The organism is Okeania sp. SIO2C9 (genome assembly GCF_010672455.1).
GTDB lineage: Bacteria > Cyanobacteriota > Cyanobacteriia > Cyanobacteriales > Microcoleaceae > Okeania.
Map to the genome: position 1 here is coordinate 239,994 of NZ_JAAHGO010000001.1, position 23,354 is coordinate 263,347.

Annotated in this window: 19 protein-coding genes and 1 pseudogene; 14 read left to right on the forward strand and 6 right to left on the reverse strand. The window is 34.5% G+C overall.

Going from position 1 to position 23,354, the window contains the following annotated elements; genetic code table 11:
* Positions 1-920: 920 nt before the first annotated feature.
* The 3 genes from F6K23_RS00945 to F6K23_RS00955 all read left to right on the forward strand — a co-directional run bounded on the left by F6K23_RS00945 (position 921) and on the right by F6K23_RS00955 (position 5,453).
* Complete coding sequence (locus tag F6K23_RS00945; RefSeq protein ID WP_293149638.1) at positions 921-2,561, forward strand: AAA-like domain-containing protein; 1,641 nt, start codon at positions 921-923, stop codon at positions 2,559-2,561.
* A 415-nt stretch (positions 2,562-2,976) separates the two neighbouring features.
* Positions 2,977-4,179 carry an RNA-guided endonuclease TnpB family protein gene (locus tag F6K23_RS00950; RefSeq protein WP_293149640.1) on the forward strand — a complete coding sequence of 401 codons (1,203 nt, stop codon included), beginning with the start codon at positions 2,977-2,979 and terminating at the stop codon, positions 4,177-4,179.
* A 419-nt stretch (positions 4,180-4,598) separates the two neighbouring features.
* Complete coding sequence (locus F6K23_RS00955; RefSeq protein ID WP_293149642.1) at positions 4,599-5,453, forward strand: DUF6816 family protein; 855 nt, start codon at positions 4,599-4,601, stop codon at positions 5,451-5,453.
* 123 nt (positions 5,454-5,576) lie between these two features.
* On the opposite strand, the gene F6K23_RS00960 is transcribed toward F6K23_RS00955, so the two are convergent.
* The gene (locus tag F6K23_RS00960) at positions 5,577-5,786 is read right to left on the reverse strand and encodes a hypothetical protein (RefSeq protein ID WP_293149644.1); all 210 of its coding nucleotides are present in this window, start codon (positions 5,784-5,786) and stop codon (positions 5,577-5,579) included.
* 742 nt (positions 5,787-6,528) lie between these two features.
* Between F6K23_RS00960 and F6K23_RS00965 the strand changes: the two genes are divergently transcribed.
* Positions 6,529-6,678, forward strand: coding sequence for a hypothetical protein (locus F6K23_RS00965; protein ID WP_161564986.1), 150 nt, complete (start codon positions 6,529-6,531; stop codon positions 6,676-6,678).
* A gap of 620 nt (positions 6,679-7,298) precedes the next feature.
* Here F6K23_RS00965 and F6K23_RS00970 read toward each other — a convergent pair.
* Positions 7,299-7,388, reverse strand: a pseudogene (locus F6K23_RS00970) (PD-(D/E)XK nuclease family transposase); the annotation flags it as partial.
* A 1,203-nt stretch (positions 7,389-8,591) separates the two neighbouring features.
* On the opposite strand from F6K23_RS00970, the gene F6K23_RS00975 reads away from it, so the two are divergent.
* Positions 8,592-9,218 (forward strand): PEP-CTERM sorting domain-containing protein, encoded by a 627-nt coding sequence (locus tag F6K23_RS00975; protein ID WP_293149648.1) that lies wholly within the window; start codon positions 8,592-8,594, stop codon positions 9,216-9,218.
* Positions 9,219-9,289: 71 nt separating this feature from the next.
* Here F6K23_RS00975 and shc read toward each other — a convergent pair whose 3' ends face one another.
* A complete protein-coding gene (shc, locus tag F6K23_RS00980) occupies positions 9,290-11,188 on the reverse strand; it encodes a squalene--hopene cyclase (protein ID WP_293149650.1) in 1,899 nt (632 codons plus the stop codon).
* 1,159 nt (positions 11,189-12,347) lie between these two features.
* Here shc and F6K23_RS00985 point away from each other — a divergent pair.
* The gene (locus F6K23_RS00985) at positions 12,348-12,677 is read left to right on the forward strand and encodes an endonuclease/exonuclease/phosphatase family protein (protein ID WP_293149652.1); all 330 of its coding nucleotides are present in this window, start codon (positions 12,348-12,350) and stop codon (positions 12,675-12,677) included.
* 84 nt (positions 12,678-12,761) lie between these two features.
* Entirely contained in the window at positions 12,762-13,055 is a 294-nt protein-coding gene (locus F6K23_RS00990; protein WP_293149654.1) for a hypothetical protein, read from the forward strand.
* 1,745 nt (positions 13,056-14,800) lie between these two features.
* Here F6K23_RS00990 and F6K23_RS41340 read toward each other — a convergent pair.
* Entirely contained in the window at positions 14,801-15,220 is a 420-nt protein-coding gene (locus F6K23_RS41340) for a transposase (protein WP_293155157.1), read from the reverse strand.
* A gap of 46 nt (positions 15,221-15,266) precedes the next feature.
* Positions 15,267-16,088, reverse strand: a complete 822-nt coding sequence (locus F6K23_RS41345) for an RNA-guided endonuclease InsQ/TnpB family protein (RefSeq protein WP_367267573.1) — start codon at positions 16,086-16,088, stop codon at positions 15,267-15,269.
* Between the two features lie 678 nt (positions 16,089-16,766).
* Here F6K23_RS41345 and F6K23_RS01005 point away from each other — a divergent pair.
* Complete coding sequence (locus F6K23_RS01005) at positions 16,767-17,357, forward strand: TetR/AcrR family transcriptional regulator (RefSeq protein ID WP_293149656.1); 591 nt, start codon at positions 16,767-16,769, stop codon at positions 17,355-17,357.
* 849 nt (positions 17,358-18,206) lie between these two features.
* Here F6K23_RS01005 and F6K23_RS01010 read toward each other — a convergent pair.
* Complete coding sequence (locus F6K23_RS01010; protein ID WP_293149658.1) at positions 18,207-18,740, reverse strand: Dps family protein; 534 nt, start codon at positions 18,738-18,740, stop codon at positions 18,207-18,209.
* 279 nt (positions 18,741-19,019) lie between these two features.
* Between F6K23_RS01010 and F6K23_RS01015 the strand changes: the two genes are divergently transcribed.
* The 6 genes from F6K23_RS01015 to F6K23_RS01040 all read left to right on the forward strand — a co-directional run bounded on the left by F6K23_RS01015 (position 19,020) and on the right by F6K23_RS01040 (position 23,341).
* Positions 19,020-19,265 (forward strand): Asr1405/Asl0597 family protein, encoded by a 246-nt coding sequence (locus F6K23_RS01015; RefSeq protein WP_287274330.1) that lies wholly within the window; start codon positions 19,020-19,022, stop codon positions 19,263-19,265.
* A 306-nt stretch (positions 19,266-19,571) separates the two neighbouring features.
* Positions 19,572-20,225 (forward strand): (2Fe-2S) ferredoxin domain-containing protein, encoded by a 654-nt coding sequence (locus F6K23_RS01020; protein ID WP_293149660.1) that lies wholly within the window; start codon positions 19,572-19,574, stop codon positions 20,223-20,225.
* Positions 20,226-20,595: 370 nt separating this feature from the next.
* Entirely contained in the window at positions 20,596-21,597 is a 1,002-nt protein-coding gene (gene galE, locus F6K23_RS01025; RefSeq protein ID WP_293149662.1) for a UDP-glucose 4-epimerase GalE, read from the forward strand.
* A 391-nt stretch (positions 21,598-21,988) separates the two neighbouring features.
* Positions 21,989-22,123, forward strand: coding sequence for a hypothetical protein (locus F6K23_RS01030; RefSeq protein ID WP_293149663.1), 135 nt, complete (start codon positions 21,989-21,991; stop codon positions 22,121-22,123).
* 3 nt (positions 22,124-22,126) lie between these two features.
* Complete coding sequence (locus F6K23_RS01035) at positions 22,127-22,480, forward strand: hypothetical protein (RefSeq protein ID WP_293149665.1); 354 nt, start codon at positions 22,127-22,129, stop codon at positions 22,478-22,480.
* A 156-nt stretch (positions 22,481-22,636) separates the two neighbouring features.
* Positions 22,637-23,341, forward strand: a complete 705-nt coding sequence (locus tag F6K23_RS01040; RefSeq protein WP_293149667.1) for a hypothetical protein — start codon at positions 22,637-22,639, stop codon at positions 23,339-23,341.
* Positions 23,342-23,354: the final 13 nt, after the last annotated feature.

Genomic DNA, 23,354 nt, shown 5'->3' on the forward strand with positions numbered 1-23,354 from the left:
CAAACATTTTGATGATTGATATTAAAGTATTTCAACAATTAATAATTAATTATTAATAATTAATTATTACCTCTCCTTGAAAAGAAGAGGATTGACTAATAATGAAAAATTTTTCTTCTCTTGGTTGATTGGATATGGCTCCTTGTAGAGCGACAGCTCGCGGCGCAGCCAAGGAGAGAGTTTAAACCTTAATTATTCGGCAATATCATCTCCGGATAATTAGTGAGAAAAAAAACTTCTCCTTTTCTTCCTCTTTATTCTTGCTTCTTTATTCTTTATTTCCTCCTGACTCCTGACTCCTAACTCCTCCGTCGTTTATTTATAAGTATTCAACCGGACATGATATAAATCCTCAATTTTCCGGTGATATTAGTATTATTAAGTATTTAGTAATAAAGAAAGATATATAAGTAGATATTGAGGCAAGTTTATGATTTAAATACGAAATAAAATAATATTATTTTTATACAAATAAAATCAACCTTAGATTTGGAGCTTGTAGAGAATATGCATAGAATTTATGAACTAGAAAACAATGGTAGGAATTAAAAAAAATTAATCTATTTTTTGATTTTTCACGACTTATTTTAAATAGCTATATCTGAATATAAATTAGAGCGGTTTTCAGGAAGATGGAATACGCAGTAAAAATTATAACTCTTGTATAGACCCTCTATAGAACTGTAGTCTAATAAAGCGAAAACTGCTTTGAAGAAGGAGACAGGAGACAGGAGACAGGAGACAGGAGACAGGAGACAGGAGACAGGAGACAGGAGACAGGAGGAAAATTACTTATGGATAGTCTTCGACAAGCCGCTCCGCGTCTACGCTCCCCCAAGTAATTTTGAACACCCCCGTTGACGGTGGGGTATTAAACCCACAAAGAAAATGATAAATGTATACATAATCTTTTAAATCTGATGACATATATTCCTAAATTAAAAAGTATAGATCCCAGGCCAGATCATCCAGGAACACCTATAGCACTTAACTCCAGATTTTATATCGAGCGACCACCTTGCGAAGAACGTGCATATCAAGAAATTGCTACTCCAGGTAGTTTGATTAGGATTAGAGGGCCTAGACAAATGGGAAAAACTTCTTTCCTACTACGATTGATTAACTACACTAAAACTTTAGATTACCGAATCATAACTATAGATTTTTTAGAGACTGATACAGCAGTTTTTGAGAGTACAGAAAAATTTTTACGTTGGTTTTGTATTAATCTTACTAGAAAGCTAAAATCTACTTCTAATATAGATGATTATTGGGACGAAGATATAGGATATAAGGTATGTTGTACGATTTTTGTTGAAGAACTATTACATGAAATTGATACTCCTGTAGTGTTAATTTTTAAAGAAGTTAATTGCGTCTTTAAATATACTAAAATCACTCAGGATTTTTTACCATTATTACGATTTTGGCATGAACAAGCTCGGATAGTAGAAATTTGGAAAAAACTACGATTAGTGTTAGTTCATGCTACTGAAATATATGTTTCATTAAGTGTGAATCAATCGCCATTTAATCTTGGTTTAGCCATTAGATTATCTGAATTTACACTAGAACAAGTTAAAGATTTTGCTCAACGTTATGGACTGAAGTTGCCAGCAGAACAAATACAAGAATTGATGAATTTAGTAGGCGGGCATCCCTATTTAGTACATCTGGCTTTAGATAATTTATATCATCACAATTTAACTTTTGAAGAATTATTAAGAGATGCTCCTACTCAAAGAGGAATTTATAGTGATTATTTACGCAGTTTATGGATGGTATTGCAAAAACAACCAAAACTGGCAGCTAAATTTACACAGCTAATTATAGAACCAACGAATATTCAATTGGAACCGATGATTACTTATCAACTAGAAAATTTAGGATTAGTCAAAATAGATGGAAATATTTGTGTTCCTTGCTGTAAGTTATATTCTCTCTATTTTCAAGGGCAAAAATTAGGGCATACAAGTGATAAAACTGTGGAAGAAAAAACCAAAAATCAAGATTATCAAAATCCACAAGTTTTTACAAATATTAATTCTGTTAAAATGAGTAACCATGATTTTTTTAACTTCTACACTAAGATTGAATGGGATAATATAGTTGCTGAAAATTATCCGATTGCTTTGATATTAGGTGAAATAGATAATTATAAAGATTATAAAAATCAATATGGAACTAAATTTAGTCATAATTGTTTACAAGTTATATCAAAAAAAATATCTCTAATTTTGCAGGATATTCACAATGTACATTTCAACAAGGAAAACGAACAATTTATAATGATTTTGCCGAAAATAGATGGTGGAAAAGCAATAGAAATTGCTGAAATAATTATCCGAGAAATTAAAGAATTGACATTATCTCCTGACAGAGATATGTGGACTAATTTCCCTAACTCTATAGTAACTATGAGTATGGGAATTGCTTGTACAATTCCCAGGGAAAATGAACCTAGTAGTCTGTTTTTAGCAGCAGAAGAAGCTCTTTTTGAATCTCAAGAACAAGGAGATTCTGTTACTTTGAGTTCATTTTTAAATTATCAAAATTCTTGAGTATCAAAAGATCGATAGTTTATTTATGTCAATCTATAGATACCAGCCTTCTAAGCAATAATCCTTTTTAAATTTTAAATTTTAAATTTTAGGTGTTAGGTTTTAGGTGTTGGGTGTTGGGTACTTAGTTTTATGCCAATTTTATGTTAGGTGGCACAGAATTATGGAATTTATTAACTTGCCTATCTCTATCTACAGTCAACTCTGATTCAAATATTATTCTATGCAACTTAGAAATAAATTTGGCATCAAACAGGAAAGATTTTCTTGTACTGTAGTTGATATGACTCAAATCAGCATTCTAAAATTTTACCAGAAAATTGGGTTTAAAGCCTCGCCCTTCTAGGGCGACTTTTTAGTAGTTGATTTTATTTCAAGAAATATGTTATAATATTGTTAGTTTAATAGTCAAATTATGAAAGCTAGATTTAAGTATCGTATCTATCCAACACCGGGACAAAAACACCGATTAGCAAAGCTATTTGGTTGTGTCCGTGTGGTTTGGAACGATAGTCTAGCTTGTTGCCAACAAAAGTATACATCAGGAGAAAAGAAACCCACTAATTCTGAACTACAAAAACAGTTTATCACATCTGCTAAAAAGACTGAATACAGAGAATGGCTATCAGAAGTTTCTGCTATACCATTGCAGCAATCTTTGAATGATTTAAACCAGGCTTATCAAAACTTTTTCAGTTCGACAAAAGGCAAGAGAAAAGGTAGACCTGTTAAACCTCCTAAATTTAAAAGTAGAAAGTCGCTCGCAACTGCTAGGTTTACAAAGGTAGGATTTAAAATTGGTCAAGATAAAGTTTATTTGGCTAAGATTGGAAAGCTGAAAATTGTATGGTCAAGAGAGTTACCTGCTGCTCCATCATCAGTAACAGTAATCAAAGATTCAGCTCATAGATATTTCTTGAGTTTTGTAGTAGAAATACAACCAGAAATCTTACCTCAGACTGATAATTCAGTAGGTATAGATTTAGGCATTTCTACCTTTGCTACATTGAGTGATGGTACAAAGGTTGATGCTCCTAAGCCACTTAAGAAACGAATTAAAAAATTAAGAAAGTTAAGTAAGTCATTATCTCATAAAACTAAAGGCTCTAAAAGGTATGAAAAAGCACGGGTTAGAGTAGCTAAATTACATGCAAAACTGAAAGATACAAGAACAGACTTTCTACATAAATTATCCACTGAAATAATTCGTGAAAACCAAACAGTTGTTTTAGAGGATTTGAATGTATCTGGTATGATTAGAAACCGCAAATTATCCAGAGCAATATCAGATTTAGGCTGGAGAACCTTCAGAACATTTTTAGAAGGAAAAGCAGAAAAATATGGTCGTGATTTCAGAGTCATTAGTCGTTGGGAGGCAACATCTCAAACCTGCTCTAGCTGTGGATTCAAAGGTGGAAAGTTAGACCTTCAAGTGCGAGAATGGGAGTGTCTCAACTGTGGTGCAAAACACGATAGAGACCATAATGCAGCAATAAATATATTAGTCGCGGGCGGGCAGTCCGAGACATTAAACGGACGTGGAGGCAAGTATAAGACTAACGTCAAGCTAGCAGCAGCCAGTGAAACGTCAACTCACCGAAGAGCTATGGTTCAGTAGGAATCTCCGCGCCTTCAGGCCGGAGAGGATGTCAAAAGCTTTATCTCTTCCAGAACTTTATTAAATTAGTATTAGTTAGGAAAACTCAATTTAAAATTTTGCTGTAATCACCAATAAAGAATTTATGATTTACAGAATTTAAGTGATTTGATCGAAGAATTGTTAAAAGTACAATTGAGAGGATGTTTTAAAAGTGAGAGGATATTGTCAGAAAGCTCACAAAGTTGATACTGATATTTGTAGATAACAACACCTTAAAATGTAGCAAAACTTTTGAGATTTGGTTTATGTATTTTGGCTTGAGGAACGATATTCGCAGCAACTATCCAACAAAAAGGCTGAAGACTTGATTCAATCAAACATCTCAAATAGAAATGGTATACTAAGAAATTATTCAAAAAGTAATTTCGACTATAATAATGCACAAATCTAGAAAAAATCATCAAAAATTCTGCCAAGTAATTTGGAGTTTATATTTAATTACAATTATTTTGCTTCGGGCTAATAATGCAATAGCAGGAACACTGAGTTCCAGAATTGATGATTTTCCTAACTGGGAAAATAAACCATCAATTAGCAGTGCGAAAGAAGATTTAATTTATCCAAAATGGATGGCAGGAAATTGGAATGTTAAAAGTACTTTAATAGATATGGTTGCACCATTAGCACCAGAAATTGTTACGCCAGGATTTGAAAATAATCGTAAATATTTGCATAAATCAGTAAATTTTAAAGTTAGATTTATTAAGTTGGAGCAAAACTTGAATATTGAAGGAATATCCCAACAAAAATTAATTAATTTGCCTATATATTGGTCTACTGAAAAATTAGACTTACCTCCAAAAGCAGTTATTGCAGATCGAGAATTTAACGGATTAAATATTGGCAAAGCACTTTTGGGCGATGATGCAATTTTATCTGTAAATATTGACCAAAATAATCCTAATCGTCAGACAACTATTTTGCGAGATAATCTAGAGCTAGTTTCAGTTATTACCAACAGGGCAAACGAACAATTAAACCCAGATAATTTTATTACCTGCGAAATAACTCAGCAACTATTTCAGGGTGAGACTATGATTTACTTAAATGAGGTAGAAACAACTACAGATTATCATCACATTCTCGATGAAAATCAAGGAGAAATAATTGAAGCAAATCAGATAACTGCTATTTATTTATCACCTCAAGACCCTGATTATTTTGTGGCAGGTAATTATCCCGTAGCTTTGTATCGTTATCAGTTAGAATTATTGCCTTTGCTAGAGGAATAATATCATTTCTCAAAAATTTTTCTACATTTCATTGAGTAGAGGAGTAGGGGAGTGGGGGAGAAGTAAGCATAATAATTAACGCGCTCCTAGAGTGCTAATTATCAAAAAATGATTTGGCTGGTGTTAATTACTTAGGGTTTGCTGATTAAATCTAAAAGCACTGAGAAATAAATGTTTTAGCCTTTTTAGAGCGAAAAAAAGTGCAAAATTTTCAGCTTGAGTAACTAAAAAGTTAGGATAAAAGGCAGACAAGCACAGAAAGATACAGGTACAATTATTCCTCCTACTTTCTCTGTCTCCCCACACTTCCCACACTTCCCACACTTCCCACACTCTGATTTTTTCAGCAAACCCTACTTAATCATTGCAAGCTCTTTACAAAAATTGTAGTTCTTAGCTTGTGTTTGATTTTTCTGAATACCACGATAATTTTGCGCGATCGCCTCTTGAAGTTGAAATTAACAATTTTGATTGGCGATTGCTCTAAGAACAAAATTATAGATCGACCATTATCTGGACATTTCTGACATATTTTATCTTGAAGAGAATTGTTTTACCCTATAAAAAAGAAATTTGTCAATGGCTATAATTGCTTAAGCACCAATACCTATTCAAAATTTGTTTTTTTGAGATTTATTCAACCGTGGAGAAAGTATAAATTTTTGCACCCTATATTGACGAAAAATAGAAGGTTGTAGCTTTTTCTAGATAAAATTTCTTATTTTTAAATACAACATTGGCACAATAAACTATGTATCTAGATGATACCAAATCGCTGAAATAACGCAAGTCCGTGAAATATTTTGTAATAATTAGCTAAAACAAGAGATTTTTTTGATAAGCAGAAAAAATTATAAGAGTTAATTTTATTGTTTAAATTTATATTTTGGCGTTATGGCGGGAAACTGTTTTTTGATTTTAGTAATGGAATGCTAATCTTACTTTTGACTTTTGACTTTTAATTTCCGTGAAATGGTAGAAGAGGGCAATCGCGACTCCTGTAGGAAAGTGAAGATTTGAGAGTTATTTTGAGTTGTCATAAATTAGAGATTTTTTCAGGAAATAAGGGAAGCAAATGGAAAATATCTCTAACAAAATGCGCCGACAAAGAAAGATTTTTGGCAACTGGTCTAAATCTCAATTAACTCATAAAAAAAAGAGATGTTTAATAATAAATTTGCGATCGCCACTGTCACAAAACCAGATTAGAAAACCACATACATAATAGAGAGGTGAAATTAAGTCTTGAATTAGGACAAATACTCTCTAATAAATACATTTATTCTTGAGTAATTAAATGAGTTTTGTTTATTGGTCAGCTCTCTCAAGATTTTGGGAGAGTATTTTATCCATAATTTGAGTAATTTTGGAATTGATTTAGAAATTACCGAAAAATTGGGTTTAAAGCCTCCCCCTTTTAGGGGGACTTTATGTTATTATGGAAACAGCGGAAAGGTATTCAACCGCTCTAAAAACCTATAGCTACTTAACTGTAGCATTTGCACCTTGAAAACTGCGGTCAGACCCCGCGTCGCCGTCAGGCGCAAGGGAATGCTGACCAAGAGAAGAGTTATGGGGTTTTGTACAGTAATGCTTGTACTTAGGAATTGCTCTAAGCAACAAGTACCAGAGAACCAAAATTTTTGTTTGAGGTTTGAACTGTACCGTAGGGCATACGGGAACAGGCTCTTGGAATAGAGCAAACGCTTGGGGAGAGAACCATCTCTGGGCTAAGTATCGCAAGGTAATTAGTTTAAGTGGACTCAGTGAACCAAGAATCCTGGTTTCAGGAGAATCTCCGCGCCTAACAGCCGGAGAGTATGTCAATTTCTTTGGCTTCTGATGATTCAGAAAGCTAATTAAAATCTCTTTGCTTTGTTCCGATCCAAATATTTTTTTAAAGGCATAATCGACTTTTGGGTTAATAAATCTCATAATACTTTTGATACAGTTAATCTCAGAAGTTATGAAAAATATTGTAGCTATAGAAGGCAAAGGTTAGTATAATATAGAAATTTTAACAAAAAATAAGTTCCAAATAGCATCAAAAGCTTATACAGTAAAGGTTTTACATCTAATCAGGATTTTTGTTGATATATCTAGGTTTGAGCCATTTTTAGCCTGTTCATATATTACCTAGAAATTATGGTCTGAAGCCTCCTCTTTTAAGGGAATAAAAAAGAGAATATTCTATATTTCAAGCCTCCTTATTGCAGAGGTACTGATAACTAATAACTGATAACTGAAATTACCCTTGCCCCTATTGGGTTTGAAGCCATTTTTACTGTAAAAAATATCAAAGTACCGTTAGAGTCCTGGCTGAGTTTTGTGAAGATTTGATGAAGACAAGCCTTTCTGATTTCTGGAAATCTACTATAAGTTTTACTTATGATTATAAAGTATCTCCGTTGTTATAAGGTTTTTTTTCTTCATATCAAATTGAGCATTTAACAAAAATCTAAATTATTTTGTGATTAACATTGTTACTATATAGCGCTTCTCAGGGGGTAGAAAAGTTTATTGGTTGATCTGGAATTTAGAAGTATTTGAAAAACTAATATATTTACTATATAAAGATTCAGTAAAGATGCTGATTTGTTATTGTTTTATTTTTTTGTTGGCACTATTGTCAACTTATAACTAATGATACTTAGTGGAACTTAGACATTTTCTGGGAGAAAAACTGTCTGAAAGTCATTCTAGACAAGGGAATTACGTCAATGACCTAAAAATTGCTGAAACCCTTGGTAGTTAAGGATTTATACCTTTTAGACCTAAAAACCTCTGCCTGTCTATGTTTGAGCCTATTTTCTATTGCTGTTTTGTTTGAGTCCCATTAAACATTTTGTCGGCTAGAAAGTTTATCAAAGTTAGTCTAGGCATGAGAAGGACGTCAAAGACCGAAAAATTGTTGTTAGCTCCGCATTCCGTGGGAAAACACCGATTATTCCTAGATTTATCAATTTTTGACCTAAAATACTCTCCCTGTATAGATTTGATGCCATTTTTTGCCTGAATTTTATCTAAGTCCCACTAAGTAATTCTTGAGTCAAACATTTTTTGAGGTTTTTCATAGGAAAACTTATGAAACAATTTTCTTTATTAAAAAAGTTGCTTCCAGTCGGAATTAGTCTGGGAATGCTTTCTGTTCCTCTCTCTCTGGTGGTATCTCCTTCAGCAAGAGCAGCCACTTTTACTCCTGGTGAGTGTGGCCGACTAACTGGTTCTGAGATCCCTATGGGATCTATTACTTGTTTTGATAAAACTTTTAGTAATTTTGAACTTATTGCCGAGTTCGACATACCTGCTGGTGCTCAAATTATAATCGGAGTAGCTAGTGATGGAGAAACATTTGAGCTTGAATTAGATCCCGGTCAAACTTTAGGTTCATTCATAGGTACAGCTACTTATGATGTTACAATCGCCAACCCTGACTTTTTCTTTGATCAAGTAGGTCTTAATAGTGATGTAACTTCTGGCGGAGTTGAAGCACAGGTGACAGATGGGTCTGGTGGAACTGGCAATCTACTACTTGAGCTAGTAAGTTCTGATGGAAATTCAGTTACCCCAACGCCTATTCTTGGTCCAACGATGTATCAGTTTATCAGTGTTATGAATACAGTCTCCATTCCAGAGGGTGGCACTTTCGATGGCTTCAAGAACACCTTCACGCAAAAAAGGGTAACACCAGAACCTGGCACTATCCTCGGACTCCTCGCTGTTGGAGGTTTGGGTTTAGGTCTGAAGCGCAAGAAGCAAGCTTAGAAAAAGTTAATTGGGCTATAGACAAGAGGTAAAGTTGAGCGATTCCCTTTGCTGAGTGGTAAGATAATCGCTCAACCACTTAACAAATTCTCATACTTTCCTAAAGCCATCAAAGGAAAATACTGCGGATAAAAATGATATTTAATATAAAAATGACAGGGAAAACCAGTACCAGTAAACTCCGATTCCAACCAACTCCCATCATCCTTCTGAGTCGATACCAAAAAATCAACACCCCCATCAATAGCCTCCCTAGCAAAATTACCAGTCGCCTCCCCCGCAGCTAATAACCCAATCAACGCCCAAGCAGTTTGAGAAGCTGTACTTTTTCCCTTCCCTTTCAACGACGGATCGTTATAACTCCGACAACTCTCTCCCCATCCCCCATCCGAATTTTGACAACCAACCAACCAAGTCGCCGCTCTCTCAATAAAAACTCGATGACTTTCCCCTGCCACAACAGTCAAAGCCGAAATTACTCCACTCGTACCATATATATAGTTAACTCCCCATCGACCAAACCAACAACCTTCCCCTTCCTGCTCCCTTTCCAAATAAGCGATCGCCCGTTTCACCCGCCAACTATCCATAGACAACCTACAACAACCAACCATTTCCAACACCCGCGCCGTCACATCCGCCGTATTCGGGTCAATCATGGCCTTTAAATCTCCATAGGGGATACCATTCAACCAGTCTTGGTCATTATCCACATCAAAAGCCGCCCAACCCCCAGGTTGACATTGCATCGAAGCTACCCATTCCATAGCACGAGCGATCGCCTGACTTTTCAACTCCTTATCAGGCAACTCCACAGCATCCAAAGCCATAACCACCACCGCCGTATCATCTATATCTGGATAAAAACGATTGATAAATTCAAATGCCCAACCCCCCGGTTTACCCAATTTATTCTTAACTGCCCAGTCACCATAATCCAAAATTTGCTGTTGCAACAACCATTCCCCAGCTTTAACTACTGCTGGATGACTAGAAGGAATACCAGAATCAACCAATGAACGTATTACCCAAGCGGTATCCCAAACAGGAGAAACACAAGGTTGTACCCAATAACTATCCTCAGTTTCTATACCAAACCTATCTATAGCCTCCAACCCCCGCACCACCACAGGGTCTGCCACATCATATTCCAAACACCGCAATGCCAACATAGAATTTAACATTGCCGGAATAATACCTCCCCAGTCACCCGTAACTTCTTGCCTTGACAAAATCCATTTTTCTGCTGCTTTTAAACCCTCTTCTCGCAAAGGCATCAAGTTAAAATTTTCTGCAAATTTAAAAGCTTTATCTAACCCCAAAAATAAATCTGTCAGATCGTATTGACGAGGTAATTCAAAACTAGCATTGTTAATCCCTTCGGCATAAAGTTCATCCAGATTAATTGTGGGGTTGACGGAAAAAATCGGCTTTTTATCAAACACAATTAATAGTGGAACAGTACTACTTCTTGCCCAACTTGACATTTCATAAATAGTAAATGGAAAATCTTCAGGAAGTAACATTATGCTAGGAGGAATAGAAGGAATACCCTGCCAGTTGTAGCATCCAATTAAAGCCAGATGTAATTTCGTGAAAATTCTACTGCAACTAATACCTCCTTTTTTAATAATAAAATCTTGTGCTTTAAGCATGATTGGATCTGTTTTTGCAACACCTAATAATCTCAAACCCATATAAGCTTCAACAGAAGTGCTTAAGTCTCCCCCATCCCCATAAAATAATTCCCAACCACCATGTTCTCGTTGTTGGGAAATTAGATAATTTTTTGCTTTATCAAGAGGTCTTTTCTTGTCAGTTTGCCAAATTTTATGTAGTAAAACTATTTCTGCTGTTATTGTTACATTTGATTCTAATTCATCCCACCAGTACCCTTGTGGTTTTTGCAGATTCAATAGATATTCTTGACTAGCTAAAATTGATTTTTTAACTTTGTTTTTTTCTGTCATTTTTCCCAAAAATTAATTTTTTTATTACTATCTTTAAAGTCATAATTTACTAAATAAATTATGCCTATTTATTCTCGATTATATTGAAGCATTTTGATAGAATATAAATGAAAATTTAAGAATTTTGACTAATTAGGGAACCTTATCTAAAATTTATTGTCAGAAGATAACTAGATTCTGTATAGATAGATCGGCCTCACAGTGTTGCTGTCGCTCTCTGAGAGGCTTTCCTTGTGATGTTTATCATCAAATTTGTATGTTAAGTTGATGTCAATGATTTTTCAAATCATACTTGACTAGCTATGTAGTAATCTTAAATAAATTGTAGGGTTTTAAAATAACAATTAACTAAGATAAACCTAATATATTTGAAATCATACCTAGTATTTATATTAGTAATTTTTTGATTTATCACGTTATTTATAACCTTTGAGCATAAGCTTGCAACTAAAAATATAATTGCGATAGTTGAATTTTTTATTGCGAGATTTTCGTTGATTTTTAAGTGTTAGTTTTTAGGTGTTAGGAAGCAAATTTTTCCAGAGCATTACTGCGAACTAACTTTTGTTTAAAAACCCACAGTCACGCACGCTGAAAACAAACTTGTTGAAGTTAATCAGAAAAAGTTAGATTTTAGGTAGTGCGTTCAATAATTAATAATTAATAATTCACAATTAATAATTAATAATTACCTCTCTTTAAAACCTATCACTTACCCATAAGTCTTGAAACCCTTGTGGGGAATAGGGGAGAAAGGAGAAAAAATTATAGTCGCTAAGTAAAACTACTGAAGTTGTCAAAAAAAAGTATGGAAAAATACATTTTTTCTCCCGAAAAAGCTGAGCCAAGACTTACCCATAACTCGTCTCTAAAGTCAAGCTTTATGTTAAGAAAGATGTGGGTAATGGATAGCTTTAAAACGGATAGAATACGAATAAGATTTGGTGGTGGTACATAGTAATGGTAGAGAGAGTGTGGGGAGTCTGGGAAGAAATTAAAAAATATATATCTTCACTATTACTATGCAGGACAACCTAAGATTTTTTCTTTATGTCTGCTTCAAAGTCTTTATTTCTTCAAAGAAGAGGCTTTCAAGTTTAATTATTCCCTAAGCTTTTTTTATCTACCACCTACCACCTATCAACTACTACCTAAAATCATGGTAATCAAAATTATTACTTTTAATATTCGATATGATAAACCAGACCCTGGAAATCATCGATGGGAAGTCAGAAAAAATGCTGTAGCTAGCCTAATTTATGAATATGCTCCAGATATAATTGGCACTCAAGAACTTAAAGTAAATCAGTTATTAGATTTACAGCAATTATTGCCTAATTATTGCTGTCTTGGAGCTGATAGAAGAGGTACAGGTAATGATGAACACTGTGCAATATTTTATCAGAAAGATAGATTAAATTGTCTCGACCATGGAGATTTTTGGCTGAGTGAAACACCAGATGTACCAGGTAGTATTACTTCTAGTTAGGGAAATCATTTACCCAGAATGGCTAGTTAGGCAAGATTTAATATTGTTGAAAATTATCGGCAAATAGTTATTATTAATACGCACTTGGATTATGACAGTAAAAAAGCTAGAGAATTAGGTGCTAAATTAATCTTCGATTTCCTACAAACAGAAAAGTTAAATCCTGACAAACAATCATTGATTTTTGTCACGGCAGATCTTAACGATCAACCAGGATCGAGTGCACGAAATACTTTTTTAAATCCTTTTAAAAATGGATTGTTTTTATTAGATGTTTTATCTGGTTTAAAATTAAGTAAGCAGATAACTTATAACAATTTTACAGACAAAGCTTTTTTGCCCATTGATACTATTTATTTTATTATGACAGTAGATTAAATTTGCACAGTGTGAAAGTAGAGAATAAAAAATATGATGGAATACTTCCTTAAGACCATTTTCCAGTAGTAGCAGAATTTAATTAATCTAGATATCAATATAAATATTAACTTGTTTTCTTAAAACTTACATAGTGGTTTTACCAAAGATAAAACATATAGTCATAATTACAAAGATTATTTTTTGATTATGTGTTCTATTTGAATAGATTAAACCAATTTGACAAATGTTTGCTACAAATAGTTAAGTGACTGCTTAGGAATCAGAACTCAGATAGGGGAACCGTCGGTAGGGCGATGTACAGAATAAATATATTAAGTATCATTTATGAGCTAGAATACCTCTTCTTAGTCCTTCGTAGTATCTGATATCAAGTATTTTAACTCTCCTAATTATTCGTAACATTCTTTTTTTTAATTGGTATGAGATAAAATTTCATTAATTAGACGTAATAAAAAAGCTCTTCTCCATTCTCTCAATCGTCTTCTTCTCCTACTCCTTGCTCTAGTCACCCTCACAACCTTTTTGATTTGTGAGTATTTTAAAGATACATAATATTACCAATTGATAATTGATAATTGATCAAGATTTAAAACCTATTATTTTCAGAAGAAAAAGTCAACAATTTCTTCGGCTATATCAATTTTCTTCCTTTTAGGCAAAAGTAACTATTAATTCTTCATACTTCAATTATCAATTATTGAACATCTCCATTAGATGCTAAAATGCTAGTCAACAAGTTTGATCCAACCACGGCGGACGTTATAAAATAACCTATTAATAATAGCATACTCATCATCATTCAGATAACCCTCTAATAAGATTTTCTGAATCTGCATACGTTCCTTGGGAGTAAGAACACTGGAACACATTACTTGAGTAAATAATTCTTCAAGTGCTTTTCTTGTTGATGATATATTGAGTAATTTCATAGAAATTAATAAACTAATGAGTAACCAAAACTGTCATTTTTATTATTAGGTATTTTGCAATTAAATCAAGTGATTCAAGTAATGTTTATTTCATAATTGTTGTCAACTCAATTTGTAGTTAATATCATCTCAAAATGTGAGTATATTTTTGTTTTTTTGTGATTGGTGTCACTTATATATAATCCAGCTAATTACAGCACTTTTGAGGATAGTGAGGTACAGTTTAATACTCATCTCTAATATCTAATATCATGTCCAGTTGAATACTTATAAATAAACTAGTGCAGAATGGCGGAAATAACTGACCAGTTACAACATCCTAAAAGCCTTACCAATCAATACTTCTGACTTCTGACTTCTGACTTGGTGACTTCCGCGTAGCGGCACTAGGGAGGAGTCAGGAGTCAGGAGGTAAGAAAGAATAACAAAGAAGAAGGAAAAAGCAATAAGCAATAAGAGCTGATTTATAAAGTAAATATTAAAAGGATAAATACTTTACAGTGTAAGGGTTTGACACTATCTAAACCCCAAGGTCATAACTTTGGAAAAACCCATGCTAGAAAGAGATTTCAGCTCAGTTTACAAATCAGCTCTAGGGAAGAGGAAGAAAAGGAGAAAGTTTTTTTGGTCGCGTAAGCGGAACGGAGTTCTATCGTTAATTATCCGGACATGATATAGTCTCTATTCCCTAAACTCGTAAAACTTTTTTCCTCATCAACTCCAAAACTGCTGTAGTTATCGTACTATTGACATACTCCCGGCATCAAATCAGAGTAACGCAATGCGGGATTCTCATCATTGATGATTCTACGCTCATAGAGACAACTTAAAGAGCGAAATATTGCTATTACTAATCCAGAGGTCGGACTCTCCCGTAGCTTTTGGGTCTCCCCCAGATTCCGAGTGCCCCTCGGTACTGTTGACTATTGCTCCTAACATCTCTAAACCTTTAGCTAAAATGTTCTTTGCTGCGTTATGGTCACGGTCTGCTATATAACCACAATGAGGACATTTGTGAGTCCTAACAGACAACGATTTTTTAACAGTTTGACCACAAGAAGAACAATTTTGAGATGTGAAATGTGGAGGTACTGCTATGCAAGCAATTCCATGGGACTTAGCATAATATTCCAGCCATTCGGTGAACTGATACCAACTTGCATCAGATATAGATTTAGCTAAGTGATGATTTTTAACTAGGTTAGCAATCTTCAAATCCTCGTAGACTACCAAGTCGTGAGATTGGATTAACGCCCTTGCAGTCTTTACTGCATGGTCTTTACGCAGTAAAGCTGATTTTGAGATGCTGCCTGGCTAATTGCTTTCTGGCTTTATGGTAGTTATTTGACTGTGGCTTTTTACCTTTCTCGTGGCGACGTGATACTCTCTTTTGTAGCTTTTTTAGTCGTTTTTCTGAGGAACTCAAATACTTAGGATTTTCTACAACATCACCATTACTATCAGTATAGAAAGCGTTTAAACCTAAATCTATTCCTACTACATTGCCTTCAAAATTATGAGTTTCTTTTCTCTCTACATTTACTAAAAATTGACAATAATAACTATCTGCACGTCTAACAACTCTAACTCTACTTATTTGTTGTTGTGAATACCAGACTAAATCACGGCTTGTCCATAACTCAAATACACCTGCTTTAAAACCATCTTTAAACTCAATTTTCTTTCTGTCTGGGGATAGCTTATAACCAGTTGTTTTATACTCTATTGAACGGGTGAACTTCTTGAATTTAGGATAACCTCTCTTGGTGCGCGTTCCCTTGCGACTGTCGTCGTCGCGGGGTCGCACCGCCTTTTTACCTGGTAATTTCAGTCTACAATTTTTGTAGAATCGTTGTATTGATTGCCATGCTCTATCGGCTGATGCAAGTCTAGCTTGAGAGTTTAGTTTTTTGACCCAAGGAAAATTATTATCCTTTGCTAATACAGCACAAAGCTTTTGTAAGTCGTTGCGTTTGACGTTTTTATTATCTATCCAATAACGTAAGCAACTGTTTCTGATAAATTGACCTGTGAGAATCATTTCATCTAAAACTTTGTACTGATGTTGACTGCCTTTTAATTTGGCTTCAATTACTAGCAAAGATATTATTAATTCCTCGACTACATCTATTGTTATAGCTAAATTTACCCAAAATGTCTACTAGATAAACTATTAATATTTGTGTATAATTATGACATCGTTTGCGTTTGCGCAGCATCCCGTAGGGAAGCATTCCGTAGGAAATCATAATTATACACGCACCATTCATCCAGGCGCGCTCATTAAAAATTATAGCGCTGGCCATAAGAGTGATTCTAGGTAAAATCAAAAATTATTTTGGTTTAGGGATTGGGGAGTAAGAGAATGCTTCGGCCACTCTAGTCTATCTATTTGAAAACCACTGTAGCAGTCCAAGCAAAGAGCCCGGACATATTAAAAACTTAAAATTCAGACAACGCAAGATGTTTTCAACTTTAGTCCATCCTTCTTCCTTCTCCTATATAGCGCTGTGCGCAGGCAACAGCTCCGGAAGGCAACAGCTCATCTGGGGGAATAAATTGCTAATAATATAAGACTTTTAGCTATTTGGCCCCTCCTGCAATTTGTAAATATACCAGCGCTCATTGCTATATTTAAAGCGATCGCTATTTTTCTCCCCTGGCCTATTCTGCTGAGAGTCGATCAAGACAAAAAAATGTTACTTAAACCTTTACTGCTTAGTTTAAGTTGTAGTAAGGTCAATATTGTATTGTGGTTAAAAAAACGAAGGTTTTCCTCATGACTCGTGGACCGAACAAACAATTTGACCCAGAAGTTGTTTTGGCTAAGGCAATGGAAGTGTTTTGGGCGCGGGGTTATGAAGCAGCTAGTTTATCCGAACTCCTAAAAAATATGGGTATAAACAAAAAAAGCCTATATGACACCTTCGGTAATAAGCGATCGCTATTTCTCAAAGCTCTGGATTATTATGGCCAAACCACGATTCGCTCATTAAAAGAGGAATTAGCTACAACTGCTTCCCCTTTAGAGAATCTAAAACAAATCCTGTTCAAGTGGCAAAGGCAACATGGTCAACCAGGCAGTTATGGCTGTATGCTAGGAACAAACATTGCGGACTTCAATACTGATGATGTAGAGATAGCTCAATTGTTTCGCGCCTACCTGCGACACTTAGAAGATGTCTTTTGCCAAGTACTTCAACAAGCTCAAGCAGTCGGAGAATTAAGCCCTAATGCCAATCCACGAGATTTAGCAAGGATGCTACTTTGTACAACTCAAGGCATGGCCATAATTGGTAGAATTCTTGAAGATGAAACACTACTAGCAAGCACAGTTCAATCGACTTTAGCTTACCTAGAGGCTAGTTAATTTTTTTTGTTAAAATCTTGACTAATTGGTTTAAACTAAATCAATTATTATTTCTAAAGAAAAATATACTATCTCCGGTTGAATACTGATAAAATTGAAAATATAGGGTGATAAATATTCTCTGATCATCATGATCAATTAGCCTTAATTTCTCAGCTATCCATTACCCACATCATTTCTTAACATAAAGCTTGACTTTAGAGACGAGTTATGTGTAAGTCTTAGCTCGGCTTTTTCGGGAGAAAAAATGTCTTTTTCCATACATTTTTTGAAAACTTCAGTAGTTTTACTTAGCTACTATGATTTTTTCTCCTTTCTCCCCTGCTCCCTGATCCCCACAAGGGTTTTAAGACTTATGGGTAAGGGATAGGTTTCTCCGGGGGGTTAAAGAGATAAAAAGATAAAAATTTATTCTGGTTGTTCAACTGGAAATAATATAACATCTTTTTCTAACTTCTATTTATAAATCAGTAACCAATTTTACAAAAATTAAATTTTATTCAGAGTAGTTGCAATATTTTTGCAACAGAAGTATACTTTGAATTAGTAACTAACTACTTATCTACTTACCTAGTTATCCAGCAAAAAAAATTTGACAGAGAGAATGGGTGTATCTCTCTGCCAGTAATATTCTTGTATTTTATATCTGAGTGAAAGTTTTGTAGGCAATTAAAGTTTGAGAAGTTGAATTTCTGAAGCTTTGCTTGCAAATACCTACTAAAATAGAGTTTTTTGCTAGTGTATAAAGAATCTTTGACAACAAAAGTTTAGGTGTTGCATCTACCAGCTTCTTTTGTATAGTTCATTTTCTAGGAAATTCTTGAATTGCTACCTAATAAGTATGTGAACCTAGTTCAAGACTACTAATGTGTCTGGAGCTAGGAAGTGGTCTAAGTGATATGCGCGCTCTTCAGTTTTGAGTAGAATTTGCTCATAGAGGTAGCGAGTAGCGCGATCGCCTAAGCTTTCAGCTTGTGCAGCAAGACGACGCAGAAGTTTAATAACTTCTTGTTCTGCTCCTAGATCCTGTTCGACCATAGCTCTAGAGTTAAAACTTCCATCTTCTTCAGGAGTAAAGCAGCACATTTCAGCCAACTTAGCAAAGCTAGCAACTGGAACGCCACCTAGACCATTTAAACGTTCAGCCAAGTCATGGACATGACCTCTTACATCATCATAACTTTCTTGAAAGAACTCATGGAGTTGATAGAACTCTGCTCCTTCGACAACAAAATGATGTTTCTCATATTGGAGATATAAAGCTTGGAAACTGGCCAAAGCTATATTCATACCCTCACATATGGGTTCAGTAACACTTTTTTCTAATCCAATTGGGTTATCGGCAATCTGACCAAATACTTGTACTGGAGTTGCTGTAGCCATCTTATGTATTCTCCTTTCAATTAACCTAATTTATTGCTAGTTATCTAGCTTTGTTTATTGCTAACAGTTTTAAGTCTACCACAGTTAATAGGAGAGTCAACCTGAGCCAAGATCGCAGATAGAATATATTCTAAGTTAGCAAATTTTTTTGATAAAACTATTGAGAAAATTTAGCAGCTATTGTATAGTCAAAAGTATAGTTACTCTGGTAGAAACACATCAGAACTACTAGAGGTCTTAACGGTAAATTTAGTGCTAATATATTGCAATTGAAAAAAAATGAGTACATTCAACCAGAGGCCAGACACTAAGGAAATTTTACAAATAAGCTCGGTAGACCGATGGGAAGTCTATAAACGCTTACAAGAATTGGATATTCATTGTTGGTGTGAAGCAGAAAAGCCATTGCGGGTACAGCTCAAAAACACAAATGAAGCTACCCAATTAGAAAGTGTTTTAAAACAATTCACAGCTAATCGTTGCGAATTGGTGCAATTGTTACAACGCTGTTGGCAAGTTAGCTAATATCCTGAATTAATACCATAAATTAGAGAGGGGCAAAAGTAATGTATTTATCTGTAGAGATACAAAGCTTTTAGTAATACCATTTCACTTAAAAAATGTCACAAATAGTTGGTAACTGATGAAGTCAAATAATAAGCTGAAATTCCTGTAGAGTAGAGGTTTTAAGTACTTAAAATATCAATTTTGACTTCTGAATTTTGACTTTTGACTTTAGTGAAACTGTATAAGTATTTAAACCTTCCCCTAGCCACATAGATGACCATGACCTAACAAAAATAACCAACAATGTCTAAATCCAAGAAGCAAATGACAAAATTTATCTTAGAAGGACAAATCCAAGAAGTTACCGTTAAAGACGGCTACAAACTGAAATATATTAATGTAGAAACACCAGGGGGTAATAATTATACAGTTAAACTTGCCAAGCCTTTACGGAAGATTTTTGCCTCAGTATTAATACCAGGTTTAGGAGTAAAAGTAACTGGAGAAAGAACAGTTTATCGGAAAACTGGTGAAGAAGAATTGAAGGCTTTAAAAATTATACCAGATTTTAGCAATAACGCAATAACACCATGTAAAAATCATAGTGTGGAATTAGTTGAAACTTTATCTAGCCAACTAAAAGAGCAGAAGTTATCTGAAACTGAACATACTTGTAGTAAATCTCCACAAAAAATCACTGGAACTAATTCTAAGTGTGCAGCGAAGAAAGCTCAGATTTTAGTGTGCCAAAAATCAGATTGTCAAAAACGGGGTGCAGGCAAAGTTTGTAAAGCATTATCAGAAGTATTAAACGATCGCGGCTTACAAGACCATGTGACAATTAAGAAGACTGGATGTCTGAAAAAGTGTAAAGCAGGACCTAATCTAGTAATTATGCCTAACAAAGCCCGTTATAGCCGGATTAGTTCATCAGAAATTCCTGATGTTATTGAAAAACATTTTAGTTTAGAAGCATAACACAAAAGATTGCTAATTTGTAGTAAGTTTCTCTGGTTCCAATCTCTTGTTGGGGATTGGAAATATTTTGCTGTTTATTTGTAATATAAGGATTAAAATAGTGTAGGGTAAAGACAAAAAAGTTATTTCATGCCTACCGAATATTAATTTCAGGGAAGCTACTAATACCGTTTCACGGAAGTCAGAAGTCAGAAGTCAGAAGTCAGAAGTTAGAAGTTAGAAGTCAGAAGTTAGATTTGATCGGCTAAAGACTTTGGCAATACAATAGTTTCAGGCAATTATTTGACATTAAAAGGAGCGAAACTATTTGTGACATCCTTAAAGTGAATTGGTATAACTAAATTAATAGCAATTAAGGAAGACTAAAAAAGTGTCACAAACTAAGCCAACTATTTTAGTGACTGGGGGAGCAGGATATATTGGCTCTCATGCAGTGCAGGCCCTACAAACTGCAGGTTATGAAGTGGTAATTCTGGATAATCTTGTCTATGGACATCGGGATATAGTAGAAAATGTCCTGAAAGTAGAGATGATTGTGGGAGATACCAGCGATCGCTCTCTATTAGACAAGATTTTTGCCACTCACAATATAGCAGCAGTCATGCATTTTGCTGCATATATTTTTGTTGGAGAGTCAGTTAAAGATCCCCAAAAATATTATCATAATAATGTAGTAGGTACGCTGACATTATTAGAAGCAATGTTGGCAGCATCTGTGAAAAAATTTGTATTTTCCTCAACTGCTGCTATTTACGGGGAACCACAGACTAGTCCTATCCCTGAAGACCACCCCAAAAATCCGATCAACCCTTATGGGGCGAGTAAATTGATGGTAGAGCAAATACTTTCGGACTTTGAGGTTGCTTATGATTTTAAGTCTGTTTGTTTTCGCTATTTTAACGCAGCAGGGGCGCATCCTAATGCTTTAACTGGAGAAGATCATAATCCGGAAACCCATCTAATTCCACTGGTTTTATTGGCAGCATTAGGTAAACGAGATGCTATATCAATTTTTGGTACAGATTATTCTACCCATGATGGTACTTGTATTCGCGATTATATTCATGTATGTGATTTAGCGGATGCTCATGTGTTGGGGTTAGAATATTTATTGAATGGTGGTGATAGTGAAGTATTTAATCTAGGTAATGGTAATGGGTTTTCTGTCAGGGAAGTGATAGAAACGGTTAAGAAAGTAACTGGAAAAGATTTTCAAGTAATAGAATGCGATCGCCGACCAGGAGATGCACCTATTTTGGTAGGAAGTAGCGATAAAGTAAGGAAAGTATTAGGTTGGTCTCCTAAATATCCAGAGGTGCAAGATATTGTTACTCACGCTTGGCAATGGCATCAGCAGCGACATGGGAAATGAAAGTTAAAAGTTAAAAGTCAAAAGTCAAAAGTAAGAATAATAGTATATTCGTTGTTTCAACTCATCTTAAAGTTAAAAGTCAAAAGTCAAAAGGCAAAAGTAAGAATAATAGTATAGTCGTGGTTACAACTCATCTTAAAGTAAAAAGTCAAAAGGCAAAAGTAAGAATAATAGTATAGTCGTGGTTACAACTCATCTTAATGATGGAGGTTATTTGTTTGCCTTTATATATTATAGCTTTGTATCAGAAAGCTGATTTTTTACCCAAATGAAAGTCGTTGTTGCGCTTGAGTTCTCCCAAATATATTTAGGGGGCATTCAGCGCAACTACAAACAAATACATTTTTGATAATTCAATTGCTGCATATTTGAATTGAGAAAAATAAAACCAATGGTTATTCCAGATATTCCTGATGGTTGGAAATATGTTATTAGCTCTTTAGTTGGTGGAAGCATCGCGATATTTTTCACTTTCTTAAACAATCGTCATCAACTCAGTAAAGATACCAAGATTTGGGAAAAATAAAAATTGTGGGAAGGTTATCAAAAGTGTATTTCTAATTTAAACTTAATTGATAGTTTATGGACGAATTTGAGCGCAGAAAGCGGAATCAATTATGTTTTGAAAATAGAAGAAAGAGAAAAATTTTTTACCCGATATTCAGAAATACTACCTTATTTATATTGGATAATATATAATTCTCCAAATCCCCAATCAGAAGAAATAAAAGCATTGAAAGAAATCATCGGGGAAGAGGAAATAAAAACAACATTTCAGATGAAAAAACTCTATTTTTTAATTTCTAATCCTAAACTTTTAAATCCCATGAAACAAGAACTTACTAAGTTAATGGTTAATGACCCTAGACTTTCAAAATCATAAGTAATATTTAAAACTTTTTCCACATAATTAATATAGTTTAACTATTAGACATCTCCAATAATCAAAAATAAAATCAATTATCATACATAAATCATCAATTATTTCCCCCTACTTCCTACTCCCTACTCCCTACTCCCTCTTTTCTAGAGATGTCTATTGAAAACTATACTTATAAATAGTTATTTTGCTTCTTTTTCTGTGCGTTATAATTTTCCTCACTTAATATCTATGACAGAAGAACGACTGACACAAGCACAATTTACTCAACTGGTGGCAGAAGTTGAACAATTATCTAGACAGCGCGACGAAGAAATTGACCGAGAGCAGATGGAGCAGATTTTACAAGAGCTAAATTTGCCTACTGACTTGGTAGATGAGGCAATGATGCAACTGCGAAGGCGAGAAGCACTGGCACTAGAGGAAAAGCGGAATAAATTGATTAGTGTAGGGGTGCTTGGGTTGCTAGTAGTTATAGCTGCTAGTTTCTTATGGTTTCAAACTCAAAAACAAGTATTAAATAATGTCTATGCTAATTCAGGGCAAAGTCAGTTGACATTAGAAACAAATAGTGGTATAGAAATGCTAATTGTGGTTGATAGTCAACAAAATCCAGAGGTATTTTATCGGGTAACTTTGCAAGATGCACCAGTAGGAAAAAAACTTTCTTTAGGGTGCAAGTGGATTAATCCTAATGGTGAAATTAGTCATCAAAATAGTTATCAAACTAAAGAGATTAATAGGGAAATTTGGCCTACTTATTGTAGGTATCAATTTAATCCTGTTTCACCTGCGGGAAATTGGCAAGTGGAGATGTATTTAGGCGATCGCCTTCTCAGTCAAACTGAGTTTACAGTTAAGTAAAATTTTGTGATTA

Coding starts and splice junctions, on each gene's coding strand:
- F6K23_RS00945 (WP_293149638.1), top strand. CDS start 921: ATGACATATATTCCTAAATTAAAAAGTATAGATCCCAGGCCAGATCAT.
- F6K23_RS00950 (WP_293149640.1), top strand. CDS start 2,977: ATGAAAGCTAGATTTAAGTATCGTATCTATCCAACACCGGGACAAAAA.
- F6K23_RS00955 (WP_293149642.1), top strand. CDS start 4,599: ATGCACAAATCTAGAAAAAATCATCAAAAATTCTGCCAAGTAATTTGG.
- F6K23_RS00965 (WP_161564986.1), top strand. CDS start 6,529: ATGGAAAATATCTCTAACAAAATGCGCCGACAAAGAAAGATTTTTGGC.
- F6K23_RS00975 (WP_293149648.1), top strand. CDS start 8,592: ATGCTTTCTGTTCCTCTCTCTCTGGTGGTATCTCCTTCAGCAAGAGCA.
- shc (WP_293149650.1), bottom strand. CDS start 11,188: ATGACAGAAAAAAACAAAGTTAAAAAATCAATTTTAGCTAGTCAAGAA.
- F6K23_RS00985 (WP_293149652.1), top strand. CDS start 12,348: ATGGTAATCAAAATTATTACTTTTAATATTCGATATGATAAACCAGAC.
- F6K23_RS01005 (WP_293149656.1), top strand. CDS start 16,767: ATGACTCGTGGACCGAACAAACAATTTGACCCAGAAGTTGTTTTGGCT.
- F6K23_RS01010 (WP_293149658.1), bottom strand. CDS start 18,740: ATGGCTACAGCAACTCCAGTACAAGTATTTGGTCAGATTGCCGATAAC.
- F6K23_RS01015 (WP_287274330.1), top strand. CDS start 19,020: ATGAGTACATTCAACCAGAGGCCAGACACTAAGGAAATTTTACAAATA.
- F6K23_RS01020 (WP_293149660.1), top strand. CDS start 19,572: ATGACAAAATTTATCTTAGAAGGACAAATCCAAGAAGTTACCGTTAAA.
- F6K23_RS01030 (WP_293149663.1), top strand. CDS start 21,989: ATGGTTATTCCAGATATTCCTGATGGTTGGAAATATGTTATTAGCTCT.